The sequence below is a fragment of the Peribacillus asahii genome (genome assembly GCF_004006295.1).
GTDB classification, from domain to species: domain Bacteria; phylum Bacillota; class Bacilli; order Bacillales; family DSM-1321; genus Peribacillus; species Peribacillus asahii_A.
The window spans coordinates 3272307-3284930 of sequence record NZ_CP026095.1; the positions used below are offsets into that span (position 1 = coordinate 3272307).

Consider the following 12624-nt stretch of genomic DNA (forward strand, 5'->3'; position numbering starts at 1 on the left):
TCTCCTTTTTATTGTTCAAGCCAATTATAAAACGGTATATCTTTTACAGAAGATGTTTGCTCTTGTGTACGATCTCGTTTTTGGTAGGCTCTAAATTTCTGTGTTTGTTTACGTACTTGTTCTAGTGTTTTGATTCCATTCTTCTTCCATTCAAATAAAATTCGATCAATATAGCGAAAGTTTATTTTCCCTGAAATGACCGCTTCTCTTAAAGCGGCTTTAATAATATCCGGCTCATGACCATCATCTATCCACATAGCCAATGTTTCACATTCAAATGGAGATAGAGGCCGGCCAAATTCTTGTTCTACAATCGTATAAAGGCTCTCGCTTGATTGTTGCGCTTCAAGCGCTTCCTCTTTTTTTAATGTTAATAAAAAGCTGGTCAGCATTTTTTCATATAACGGCTCTAAAGTATATTTCTCATTTCCAAATTCCTGACTCTTCTCTACTTCTATTCCAATACAGCCTTTTTGTATTAAGCTTTGAATTAAAAACAGACATTCCGATTCCTGAAATGTCATGACTTCTGATAATTGAGAAGGAGTCGGAAAGGAATTCCCTTTTTCTGTGAAGTTTTGAAGTTGAAGTAAAAGGACAAGTTCCTGTTCATTTAACCCCATCATTTTATAATGAGTTAATAAGTAAGTTGGAATGGTAAGCGTTCCTTGCTTAAACCACGCTTGCAGTTGATCTTTTATCATATATTTGAACACCTCCATTTCAGTATAACATGAATCACAGCATTCGAATAAGCGGATAATTTTAACGAGAAAAGCCGAGCGCAGTTCATTTTTTATAAGACCTTGCTAAATAACATTGACTCATATGATTTTTAGCTTCTGCGTGTGAAATTACTGCTTCACGCGCCTTTAATAAAGCAAAAAAGCTTGCAGGTTTGTTACAGCCTGCAAGCTTTTCAATAGGTATTATTATGCTAATTTATTTGTAACAAATGTATGAATTCTTTCAACGGCTTTTTCCAACTGCTCAAGAGATGTTGCATAAGATAAACGAATGTTATCAGGCGCACCGAAACCTGAACCAGGAATAACAGCAACAAGCGCTTCTTCTAGTAACGCTTTTACGAAATCATCAACATTGCTATATCCAGTTAATGTAGCTGCTTCTTTTACGTTCGGGAATAAGTAGAACGCACCTTGAGGCTTAATACATGTTACGCCTGGAATTTCTACTAATTTAGCATGAATTGTATTTAGACGACTTTCAAATGCTTGACGCATTTCTTCAACTGGTGCTTGTGTGCCTTCATAAGCGGCAATTGCTCCGTATTGAGCTGTTGTTGTAGGATTAGATGTGCTATGGCTCGCTAAATTTGTCATCGCTTTAATGATTGCTTCATTCCCTACAGCGTATCCAATTCTCCAGCCCGTCATTGAATGAGATTTAGATACCCCATTAATGATGATTGTTTGTTCTTTTAATTGTGGTGAAAGCTGTGCAATTGATACATGTTGTGCACCACCGTAAACCAATTTCTCATAAATTTCATCAGATACGATTAGAATATCGTGTGCTAAACATACTTCTCCTAGCGCTTGTAACTCTTCTTTCGTATAAAGCATACCAGTTGGGTTACTTGGTGAATTAATGATAATCGCTTTTGTACGGTCTGTGATAGCTGCTTCTAACTGCTCTTTTGTAATTTTGTATTGATTTTCCTCTTTTCCTTCTACATATACAGGTGTTCCTTCTGCTAATTTAATTTGTTCAGGATAGCTTACCCAATATGGAGTCGGAACGATCACTTCATCGCCTTCATCCAGGATCGCTTGGAATAACGTATATAGAGCATGCTTCGCACCAGTACCAACGATTATTTCAGATGGTGTATAGTCTAAGCCTTGGTCTTTCTTTAATTTAGCAATAATTACTTCTTTTAACTTTGGTAAACCAGCAGATGGCGTATACTTTGTTTGCCCCTCATTCATTGATTGAACCGCTGCTTCAATAATATGAGCTGGTGTATTATAATCTGGTTCCCCTGCTCCTAGTCCAATAATATCTAATCCTTGAGCTTTTAGTTCTTTTGCTTTTGCTGTAATAACCAATGTAGTAGATGGTGTTAATGCTTGAACTCGTTTTGCTAATTTCATAATTAAAAAATCCTCCATTCTATATACTGCGATAATATTTAAGCCATTCACCTGTTTTAAAATCGTAATAATCGTAGTTATAGCTATTGGACTCGTCTAAATACGTCACTTCCCAAAGCGGCACATTTTTTTCCATTCCAAGCTTAACAGATACAATCTCAGCAGGATTACGGTTTTTCTTAACCTTTGAAAGTATGTCTTCTTTAGACTTACCATTGCGGGCATGTTCAACGACAACTTTTTGTTCATCGTTTTCGGGAATCCACACGATTTGCTTATCTCCACCGCTTGTTGTACCGACAACCACTGAATAAGACTCGTGTCCATTATACAGGTAAAATTCATCCATCTTTTCTATTCCCGCTTTTTCTTCTGCTGTTGCAAGCGCAATGTCTGCCGCCTCATTTTTCGGTTGTAATGCTCTAATATAGGCACCCGCCACGAAGACGAAAAAACAAACAACAAGAACAGAAGAAATGATTAACCACTTTTTCAATCTCTTCCCTCTTTCTATGTACGATAAATGGTGAAGATAGCTTGTTTTTGATTCTCTGAATCCAATGCCAACCCAAACATTAAATCTTGTTTTTTCAGATTTCGATTCAATGCATCGACAATTTTATATAAATCAGGTGAAGCTTGCACCTTGACTGTTGAAATCACTTCAACTTTGCTCTCCATGAAAATCCATCCTCCAATCACCTGAAAATTGTCAATAATCACTGTCAGATTAAGGGGTTTGACATCACTTCATTTCACATTATATCAGGTTCATCGTTCATTTTCTTTATTATTTTATAAAAATTATAATTATTTTCACAAAGAATTTTTTTACATAATATTGTGGATAACACATCTTTCGGCTCTGCTAAAAAGCCTGTGAGACCACGGTCACAATGTCATATAATAGAGCCTTCACAAACACTGAACATCCATACATGTCGAACCTTTATTCTTGCGCCTTTGTTGAAGACTCTACTTCCAAAAACCGTTAATCCACCCTATTATGGAACGCATTCTTTTCAAGAACATGGAACAATTGTCTTATACCCATTCTTCAATCACCGTCGCCATTTCATTGATCGATACTTCCTGCCACTCCACAGGCGGAAGCGCGCGTTGAAATTCTACTCCGTACTTAGCCGTCAAAACACGTCGATCAAGCACGACCAATACACCACGATCGCTGGACGTACGAATGAGCCGACCAAATCCTTGTCGAAACCTTAGCAACGCTTCAGGTAAAGAATAGCTGGAAAAAGCGTTCTTTCCTTTTTTAGCTAACAACTGACATCTAGCTTCCGTTATAGGTTCATCCGGTGGCGAAAACGGCAAGCGAACAATCATTAAGCAAGACAAGTCTTCACCTGGAATATCGACTCCTTCCCATAAACTTGTCGTCCCAAATAAAACGGCTTTATCAAACGTTTGAAAGTTTCTAAGCAGCCTCATCTTACTTCCGCCCGAAATCCCTTGAGCAAATAGCGTATAGTCATCCAATAAACCACAGTCTTTAATCGTATAATAAGCAGCGCGTAACATTTCATGCGACGTAAACAACACCATCGTTCGACCTTGTGCCGCTTGAACACCAGCAATAATGTAATTTGCAGATGCTTCTGCAAATTCTTCAATCGACAATGTTTGAATATCAGGTATATCGCGCGGAACAAGTACTTTTACTTGTTCTTTATAATGAAACGGCGAAGGAAAGCTTGCGGTATAGATGTCTTTTTTCTCTATACCTAACTGTGTTTTAAAAAACTGAAACGATTGCTTAACAGAAAGGGTTGCCGATGTCATAATCACACTTTTTTGTTGACCAAAATATGCATTCCACAATTCTTCGCTTCCTAGTACAGGCTGAGCAGATAAAACAACTCCATTTGGCATAGATGTATTTATACAATCCAGCCAGTAAATATAATCCTCTCTAGGCTGAATAAAAAATTCAAAAAGGATGTCTTTCGTTTCAATAAAATGCCCAAGAATCACTTCACAATCATTTACATAAAATAACGCATTTTTTCCTAAAGATGCTTCATGCTGTTTTAGAACATCCAATTTTTCTCCTAACAGACGTACAATGGACTGAAGCAGATCATATAATCGTTCCGCTAACAATGTTGCTCGCTGCCAATGAATGCGTTCTTCTATTTTGAAAGCAAGCCGCTTAGGAACGATTCCTTTTACTAACTTATTAGTCTGGTTCGCAATGATAACAAATAATTGCTCGAACTCATAGGCAAAATCTGTCAGTTTTCCATCTAAATTTTCTTTAGCTCTTTCTACTTCTAGCCCATGATTAGCAACGATTCGTTCCAAACGATACAAAAGCTGTTTTTGCTCAGACGTGCCAAGACGGTTCAAAAACGTTTTGACAAATATATAATCAAGGCGACGTCCAAATTGTTTAGAAGCTGCCTGTTCTAAATGATGAGCTTCATCTAAGATGATATAGCCTTGTTTTGGTAAAATAGCATCGTCTGTTATTAAATCTGTCATTAAAAAAGCATGATTGGTAATAATCAAATCTGCTCTTGCCGCCGTCCGTTTTGCTTTCTCAAAAAAATCCATCTCTATCCATGGTTTTTTTAACCCTGGATAGACGAAATGATCACTTTGCAGTCGATTCCATACGAGCTGCCCGCCGCTCGACAAGTTTAATTCATCCCGATCACCTGTTTCAGTTTCTGTTAGCCAAACGATAATCTGCATCTTGGTTAACGCACTTTCATAATGATCATCTTTTTCTCGAAGAGCTCGCTCAAACTTTGCTAAACTCAAATAATTGCTTCGTCCTTTTAGAAGAACAGCTTGAAAGTCAAAGGGAAGGATTTCCTTTAACTTCGGTATTTCCTTTTGCAATAGCTGATCCTGAAGCTGTAATGTATAAGTAGAAATAACGACAGGCTGTTGCTTTTTTTTCGCAAAATAAACCGCTGGCAGTAAGTATCCTAACGATTTACCAATCCCTGTACCGGCTTCAATAATAGCATCCTTCTCGCTTTCAAAAGAACCATAAATGACATCCATCATTTGCAGCTGCCCGAATCGACTCTCAAACTCAGGAAACGCTGCTTTTAACATCTTTATTTTCATCTGTCGATCGGTTGGATACTCATTTTCTTGATAGTTATCTTCTAATCCTTGCTTGCCCTTTTTAAAAGCAAGTCCTCGATAGGTAACAAGATTGGGCTCATGCACTTCAGCCTTAGATAGCTTGATAGCCATACAGTCATTAATGAGCTCCGACACTTCACTTTGTAATGAAAAAGACAATCGATAAAGCTGCTTTAACGTCATTAAAGGCAAACTTAGCAGCTTTTCTTTAAATGATAACAGCAATAAAGCCGTTGCATACGCATCGCTATCAGCTTGATGAGGCCGTAAATGCTCAATACGATCTTCCTTTGCTAACTGATGAAGCTTGTAACCATCGGAAGTCGGTTTTAATATTTTTGCTAACTCAACTGTATCTAATGTAGACCCGTAAAATGGCTCATGCCCGCATCGAGTCAACTCTTCTTGTAAAAACGATAAGTCAAACAGGACATTATGAGCAACAAAACAAGCGCCTTCCAATAAGCTCACAATGTGTTCCGCCACCTCTTCAAAAATAGGAGCATCCTTTACTGTCTCATTGCTAATTCCGGTTAACTCTTCAATAAACAAAGAAATCTCTTGTTCTGGATGAATATAGGTCGAAAATTCCTCAACAATTTGATCCTCTTCGATCACTACTGCCGCAAACTGGATAATTCGATCTCCTTTTTTCGAAGAATTCCCTGTTGTTTCTAAATCGATCACTACATATCGTTGTGTCATGTTTTGTACACCTCAAACTTACTTTCCTTGTTTCCCTCACTTTTTTATACCACAAAGAAGAAATAAAGTGAAACTTCTATATAATACTAGAAACTTTACAATTCGTTCAATCTTGATAACAAGAAAAACCGACCTCAAGCGTTTCATCGCTTTCAGCCGGTTCATTTCTTACATAATTGTTGCTGCTGGTTCATGGGAAATTAATTCAACAATTTCATTATGCTCATTCATAATCGCTACTTTTGGCTTGTGATTAGGAAGATTCTCTTCCGCTACCATAACGTAGGAAATAATAATTACAACATCTTCTGGCTGGACAAGTCTTGCTGCTGCACCATTTAAACAAACAACGCCGCTTCCTCTTTCCCCGGCAATCACATACGTTTCTAGACGCGCTCCATTATTATTGTTGACGATTGCTACTTTTTCATTAGGTAAAATACCAACCGCATCAAGGATATCCTCATCAATTGTAATGCTGCCTACATAATTTAAATTCGCCTCTGTTACACGAGCACGATGGATTTTGGCATTCATCATTGTACGAAACATGGAAACTCCCCCTATTTTCTAAGCTTTTATATTGTTAGTGTAAGATTATCAATGAGTCTAACATTTGCAAACTTCACAGCCATTGCAATAATGATGTGCCCTGAAAGAGTTTCCATTGGTTGCAATTCTGGATATCGGTATACTTCAACATAGTCAATAGTACCATTCGTATGCGTGTTAATATGATTCTCTACAATCTGAGCAACTTGATTTGGGTCTCTCTCGCCAGCTTCAATTGCTTTTTTTCGCTTGCAATAAACCTTGGTACAGCTCTTTCGCCTCTTGGCGCTCTGTTTCACTTAAAAAAACATTTCGTGAACTTTTAGCTAAGCCATCTTCCTCTCGAACAATATCAACCGGTACAAGTTCTACTGGAAAATTAAAGTCCTCAATCAGCCCGCTCACGACTGCCACCTGCTGAGCATCTTTTAGCCCAAAATACGCTTTATCTGGGCCAATGATATTAAAAAATTTCGTTAAAACCGTCGCAACACCATCAAAGTGTCCCGGACGTTTTGTCCCGCATAAGCAATCTGTACGACTTTCTACTCGTACAGTAACAGATGGCTTTGAGCCGTACATTTCTTCTACTTGAGGGTAGAAGATATAATCCACGCCTTCATTTCTAGCAATATTCTCATCTCGTTCAATATCACGTGGATATGTCTCAAAATCTTCATTGGGTCCAAACTGTAATGGATTTACAAAAATACTTAATACAACGATATCATTTTGCTTGCGTGCACGCTCCATCAGGCTCACATGACCTTCGTGTAAAAACCCCATCGTCGGAACATATCCAATGCTTTTTCCGTTCTGTTTCTCAGCCCGTAAAGCTTGCTTTAATTCTGCTATAGTAGTAACAATCTTCATTTGACTCCTCCGTATAAAGCCATCAGCTCTTCTTCTTTCATCGTAAAAGTATGATGTTGTGTTGGAAACTCACCCGTTTTCACTTCGCTTACATACTGTGAAATGGCTTGGTTCATTAATTCATTAGCATTTCCGTATACTTTTACAAATTTCGCAACACGATCAACTCCATACGAAAGAATGTCATGGTACACAAGAACTTGTCCATCTGTATCCACTCCAGCACCAATTCCAATTGTTGGTATAGAAAGCGCTTCCGTCACAAGTGTACCTACTTGATGAGGAACACACTCAAACACAATGGCTAAAGCTCCAGCCGCTTCACATTTCTTCGCATCCTCTAATAGTTGCTGAGCTGCTTCTAAGCTCTTTCCTTGTACTTTATAACCACCAAGAACTCCTACAGATTGCGGCGTTAGACCAAGATGCGCTACAACAGGAATACCAGCGTTGGTCATTGCGGCAATCTTTTCTACGACCTCACCTGCGCCTTCTACTTTAACCGCATCAGCTCCGCCTTCTTGCATAATGCGTGTAGCATTTTTTAACGTTTCATCAAGAGAAAGATGATAGCTCATAAACGGCATATCCGTTACAACAAATGTATGAGGAGCTCCACGTTTCACTGCTTTTGTATGGTGAATCATATCATTGACCGTAACAGGAATTGTCGATTCATATCCTAACACAACCATTCCTAACGAATCTCCAACGAGAATCATATCGACTCCCGCTTGCTCCGCCTGCTTCGCTGCTGGATAATCATAAGCCGTCAGCATCACAATCTTTTCTTTATTTTGCTTCATTTTCAAAAAATCTCCAGATAATTTCATAACGTTCCCCCTTATTATAGAGGAGATGAAAACATCAGTTGACTGCACTGGTGTCTAGTTTCGTTACGTAAAAAAGAGACTAGCTAAATAAAAAACCGCATGAACGAATATCGTTCCAACTACAGTTTATAAATCATTAGCTAATCTCTTTGTTAACATCAGAAGTTTCATCCCTCCGTCCCTGTCCCATTGGATCAAGGCAGATTTTCAAATTTTTTGGGCAAATAAAGGTGCAGCTCTCTCGATACTGCCCACTTGCATTATAACAAGCCCCGTCAAAAATTTCTATTATAATTTTTCACATTTCGTCAAAAATTGTTCACGCACTCTGATGAATCATCTTGTTAATGAAACAATTAGGGACTCCTTTCAACAAGAAGTCCCAATTAACAACACTATATACAATGGTCCATTCGTTAAATATGAATATCTGCTGAATAAATAGAATGAACTTTGCCATTTTGATCTTCTAGAAGTAATACACCAGCATCTGTAATGCCCAATGCCTTTCCAACAATCGTCTCATTCACAGTCGTTGCTTTAATTTCTTGACCAAGACTAACAGCATAGCTTTCCCACAAACCTTTAATTGGTAAGAACCCTTCTGCTAGATAAAGCTCATACAACGCTTCTAAACGTATAAGCACTTCTTGAATGACTTTTGCGCGTGAAATATTTTGTCCGCCAGCTATTGCAAGAGACGTAGCAATATCTTGCAGTTCCTCAGGGAAATCCGTTTGTTTTTGGTTAATATTCATCCCGATTCCAATAATAACAGAATGAATCTGATCAGACTCTGCTTGTAATTCGGTTAAAATACCTGTTACTTTTTTACGATTAATTAAAATATCATTCGGCCATTTAATTTGCGGCTTCAACTCTGTTGTATTTTCAATCGCTTGAACAACAGCAACAGCGGCAAGCAATGTTAACTGAGGGGCTTGATGAAAAGGTATCGATGGCCGTAAAATTAAACTCATCCATACTCCCGTATATTTCGGTGAATACCAAGGACGCATCAGTCTCCCTTTTCCACCTCTTTGCTCTTCAGCTACGACAAGCGTTCCTTCAGGAGCTCCCTCATTTGAAAGCTTATGAGCAATTTTCTGTGTTGTCTCTACGCTTTCCTCATAATGAACTTTTTTCCCAAGTATTTTCGTTTGTAGACCAAGTTGAATCTCATTGGCTGTCACTTTTTCAGGTGTTGTAATGATTCGGTAGCCTTTATTTCGGACCGCTTCGACAACATAGCCTTCTGTTCGCAAATCTTCAATATGCTTCCAAACAGCGGTTCTTGAACATCCGATATAGTCTGCAATCTGTTGACCTGAAATAAATGTTCCATTGGCATTTGAAAAGGCTTCTATTAGCTTCGTTCTTACATCAGATTGCACTGTACTAGCCACTCCTTTATTTTCTGTTTATCGTTTTCCACTTCTCTTTTTAATACCGCTGTTACAATCATTTGTAAATATTCTTTTAGCCATGGACCAGGGTTCACGTTATGCCAAGCTAATAAATCAGCACCGCCAACCGTGAGCTCCGACATGTCTTTAATGACTAAATCAGCGTACTTTTTCCGTACCAAAGCCTCTGCATCAGACACGCTGTCTCCATGAACGACCGCTCTAACTTTAGCCGCCTGAACTCCTTCACTTAATCCAATTTCAAACAAATCATATACATGTTCTACAAAGGATGAAGGTTTATCCGCAAAGAAAACGACTCTTTGAATTGCTTTAATTTGCTTTACGGGCAGCCTCCAATCACGTAAAAATGACGAAACATCTTCTACACGCCCTTGAATCAGTAACAGTGCCCAAATTTCACTAACACTAAGTGTATCAATTGGCAGCGCTGTCAGTTGTTTAAGCGTGTCTTTTTGATTATGTAAACGTGGTATATATTTATATAACTCACTTTGCACTAAAAGCTGTAAACCTTGAACACGATACGGTCCTGCCAAAAGCTTTTCAAATTCAGCATGGACACGCTCGATAGCAATATGCTTTAGCAGTGACCCATTTTCTTGAAGGGAACGCAATGTTTCTGAATCCAATGTAAAGCCAAGTTGACTTACAAATCGAATCGCTCGCATCATCCGTAAAGCATCTTCATGAAATCGTTCATAAGAATTGCCAACGGTAACAATTCTCTTATCCATGATTGCTTTTTGACCGCCAAAGGGATCAATGATATTACCGTTTTTATCCATAGCCATGCTGTTCATTGTAAAATCACGACGCATTAAATCTTCCGTTAATGATCGGACAAATCTTACCTCATCTGGTCTGCGAAAATCACTATAGCCACTTTCTGTTCGAAAAGTAGTAATTTCATATGAACCATGTTTCTCGATAACAAGAACGGTCCCATGTTCAATTCCAACATCTACAGTGCGTGGAAAGATTGCTTTAATCTCTCCTGGCGTTGCTGATGTAGCAATATCGACATCGTGAATCGCTCGGCCAATAATCTGGTCACGAACTGAACCGCCGACGAAATAGGCCTCATATCCTGCTTGTTCGATTCTTTCAATAATCGGCACAGCCTGTATAAATAATGAATCCATCAATGTGAGTCCTCCTTATCGAACGAGAAGTTTTCGATAAATCGCTTCATATTGAGCGGTAATAAAAGCTGAGCCGAATGTTTCATGAACTCGTCTAAAAGCTGCATTCGAGAAGTGTTGATGGAGATGATCATCACGCAGCAGTTTAACTGCATGGGCTGCTGCCGTTTCTACATCTCCTACTTCACATAAAAAGCCCGTTTCACCATCCACAATAACTTCCGGAATACCGCCAATATTTGTACCAATGCCAGGGACACCGCAAGCCATTGCTTCCAATAACACTAGACCAAAGCTTTCTTTTTCTGATAATAAAAGAATTAAATCACTTATCGAATAAAGTTCAGCCAAATTATCCTGTTTTCCTAGAAATAATACTCGCTCCTCTATACCAAGATCTCGAACGAGTTTTAAAACGACGGTCACTTCTGGTCCATCCCCAACGAGTAAAAGCTTAGCAGGTACTTGCTCGGCAGTTAATTGAAAAGTGCGCACTACATCAGTTACCCTTTTCACCGTCCGAAAATTCGAAACATGAATGATAACTTTTTCATGCTCTTCAATGCCATATTCCGTGCGTAAATAACTGGAATCTACCTTATGATAATCGCGCTCATCAATAAAATTATAAACCGTCCTAATTTCCTTATCAGGAGCAATTAGTTCCTGTGTTTGTTCAACAAGCGAAGAAGAAACAGCGGTGACGACATCAGATTGTTCAATGCCATATTTAATTAAATTGGTGAGCGAAGGATCCTCTCCAAGGACAGTAATATCGGTACCATGAAGAGTCGTCACAATTTTCACATCGGTTTTAACCATCTGTTTGGCTAAAATCGCACAAACCGCATGTGGAATCGCATAATGCACATGCAGAATGTCAAGATTCTCCCGTTGTATTACTTCGGCCATTTTACTAGCAAGCGCTAAATCATAAGGGGGATACTGAAACACAGAGTAAGAATTCACTTCTACCTGGTGATAATATACATTGTGATACATTTTATTCAGACGAAATGGCAGACTTGTCGAGATAAAATGAATTTCATGTCCTTTTTCAGCAAGCAGTTTACCAAGCTCAGTAGCAATAACCCCTGACCCACCTACAGTTGGGTAACACGTAATCCCAATTTTCAACTTCATATTATTCTCCTAATAAATCGACATTAATCAGCAGCGGCTTTTTCGACATAAAGCCTTCTGCATATGTTACTCCCACTTCTTTTCCAAACATCCGCTCACGTGCTTCTACTGTTTCGATATAGCCATTTACAAGCGGCGTATCTATCGTTGCATCACTTTTAACAAATTGACTTTCATACGCTTTAAGACTATCTATTTTTGTTTGCATAAATGCTGAAATATCCATAACAAAATCCGGCTTATGAAAACCATTAATCATATAAAAATAGACATTTTGTACACGGTGTGTACCCAATCCGGCATTCTCCATATATTTACGAACACCTGCAGAAAAGACAGCTTCTTCTACTAAACGGCTTGCATTCCCATGATCGGGATGTCGGTCCACTGTATATGGCGCAAATACGAGAGTCGGCTTATATGTACGAATCACTGTAATAATTTCTTGGATATACTCTTCTTTCATATACAATCCACGATCAGGTAAATTCAGTGACATTCGTTCAACACCTAAAATCTTAGCTGCCTGATTTGCCTCTTCAATTCTTCGTTCTACCGTTCCATTAGAAGACATTTCTGCTTTTGTTAAATCACAAATCATAATCTTCTTTCCCATTTGCGCATATTTCGCAAGCGTACCACCCATGCCGATTTCAACATCATCAGCATGAGCGCCAAAAGCTAATATATCTATTGTTTCATTCAT

General features: G+C 38.6%; 11 protein-coding genes and 1 pseudogene. All 12 read right to left on the reverse strand.

All coding sequences use genetic code 11. The annotated features are described in order from the left end of the window. Nucleotides 1-8 precede the first annotated feature (8 nt). The 12 genes and pseudogenes from BAOM_RS16110 to bshB1 all read right to left on the reverse strand — a co-directional run bounded on the left by BAOM_RS16110 (nucleotide 9) and on the right by bshB1 (nucleotide 12624). Entirely contained in the window at nucleotides 9-704 is a 696-nt protein-coding gene (locus tag BAOM_RS16110) for a DnaD domain-containing protein (protein WP_127761148.1), read from the reverse strand. 228 nt (nucleotides 705-932) lie between these two features. After that, the gene (locus tag BAOM_RS16115; RefSeq protein WP_127761149.1) at nucleotides 933-2117 is read right to left on the reverse strand and encodes a pyridoxal phosphate-dependent aminotransferase; all 1185 of its coding nucleotides are present in this window, start codon (nucleotides 2115-2117) and stop codon (nucleotides 933-935) included. A gap of 19 nt (nucleotides 2118-2136) precedes the next feature. Next, the gene (locus BAOM_RS16120; protein ID WP_127761150.1) at nucleotides 2137-2613 is read right to left on the reverse strand and encodes a cell wall elongation regulator TseB-like domain-containing protein; all 477 of its coding nucleotides are present in this window, start codon (nucleotides 2611-2613) and stop codon (nucleotides 2137-2139) included. Between the two features lie 14 nt (nucleotides 2614-2627). Next, nucleotides 2628-2798 carry a YpmA family protein gene (locus tag BAOM_RS16125; protein WP_127761151.1) on the reverse strand — a complete coding sequence of 57 codons (171 nt, stop codon included), beginning with the start codon at nucleotides 2796-2798 and terminating at the stop codon, nucleotides 2628-2630. A 363-nt stretch (nucleotides 2799-3161) separates the two neighbouring features. After that, nucleotides 3162-5945, reverse strand: coding sequence for an ATP-dependent DNA helicase DinG (dinG, locus tag BAOM_RS16130; protein ID WP_127761152.1), 2784 nt, complete (start codon nucleotides 5943-5945; stop codon nucleotides 3162-3164). A 168-nt stretch (nucleotides 5946-6113) separates the two neighbouring features. Further along, on the reverse strand, nucleotides 6114-6497 hold the full coding sequence (panD, locus tag BAOM_RS16135; RefSeq protein ID WP_127761153.1) for an aspartate 1-decarboxylase: 384 nt from the start codon (nucleotides 6495-6497) through the stop codon (nucleotides 6114-6116). A gap of 26 nt (nucleotides 6498-6523) precedes the next feature. Next, nucleotides 6524-7370 (reverse strand): annotated as a pseudogene (gene panC / locus BAOM_RS16140) (pantoate--beta-alanine ligase). Next, entirely contained in the window at nucleotides 7367-8203 is an 837-nt protein-coding gene (gene panB, locus BAOM_RS16145; RefSeq protein WP_127761154.1) for a 3-methyl-2-oxobutanoate hydroxymethyltransferase, read from the reverse strand. Before panB ends, panC begins: the two are co-directional and overlap by 4 nt. A 416-nt stretch (nucleotides 8204-8619) precedes the next feature. Next, nucleotides 8620-9597 carry a biotin--[acetyl-CoA-carboxylase] ligase gene (locus BAOM_RS16150; RefSeq protein WP_180319788.1) on the reverse strand — a complete coding sequence of 326 codons (978 nt, stop codon included), beginning with the start codon at nucleotides 9595-9597 and terminating at the stop codon, nucleotides 8620-8622. Beyond that, the gene (locus BAOM_RS16155) at nucleotides 9582-10775 is read right to left on the reverse strand and encodes a CCA tRNA nucleotidyltransferase (RefSeq protein ID WP_127762608.1); all 1194 of its coding nucleotides are present in this window, start codon (nucleotides 10773-10775) and stop codon (nucleotides 9582-9584) included. Before BAOM_RS16155 ends, BAOM_RS16150 begins: the two co-directional genes overlap by 16 nt. Before the next feature lie 15 nt (nucleotides 10776-10790). Next, the gene (gene bshA / locus BAOM_RS16160) at nucleotides 10791-11918 is read right to left on the reverse strand and encodes an N-acetyl-alpha-D-glucosaminyl L-malate synthase BshA (protein ID WP_127761156.1); all 1128 of its coding nucleotides are present in this window, start codon (nucleotides 11916-11918) and stop codon (nucleotides 10791-10793) included. 1 nt (nucleotide 11919) lies between these two features. Further along, nucleotides 11920-12624 (reverse strand): bacillithiol biosynthesis deacetylase BshB1, encoded by a 705-nt coding sequence (gene bshB1 / locus BAOM_RS16165; protein ID WP_127761157.1) that lies wholly within the window; start codon nucleotides 12622-12624, stop codon nucleotides 11920-11922.

Coding starts and splice junctions, on each gene's coding strand:
- BAOM_RS16110 (WP_127761148.1), bottom strand. CDS start 704: ATGATAAAAGATCAACTGCAAGCGTGGTTTAAGCAAGGAACGCTTACC.
- panD (WP_127761153.1), bottom strand. CDS start 6,497: ATGTTTCGTACAATGATGAATGCCAAAATCCATCGTGCTCGTGTAACA.
- BAOM_RS16125 (WP_127761151.1), bottom strand. CDS start 2,798: ATGGAGAGCAAAGTTGAAGTGATTTCAACAGTCAAGGTGCAAGCTTCA.
- bshA (WP_127761156.1), bottom strand. CDS start 11,918: ATGAAGTTGAAAATTGGGATTACGTGTTACCCAACTGTAGGTGGGTCA.
- dinG (WP_127761152.1), bottom strand. CDS start 5,945: ATGACACAACGATATGTAGTGATCGATTTAGAAACAACAGGGAATTCT.
- bshB1 (WP_127761157.1), bottom strand. CDS start 12,624: ATGAATGAAACAATAGATATATTAGCTTTTGGCGCTCATGCTGATGAT.
- panB (WP_127761154.1), bottom strand. CDS start 8,203: ATGAAATTATCTGGAGATTTTTTGAAAATGAAGCAAAATAAAGAAAAG.
- BAOM_RS16115 (WP_127761149.1), bottom strand. CDS start 2,117: ATGAAATTAGCAAAACGAGTTCAAGCATTAACACCATCTACTACATTG.
- BAOM_RS16155 (WP_127762608.1), bottom strand. CDS start 10,775: ATGGATTCATTATTTATACAGGCTGTGCCGATTATTGAAAGAATCGAA.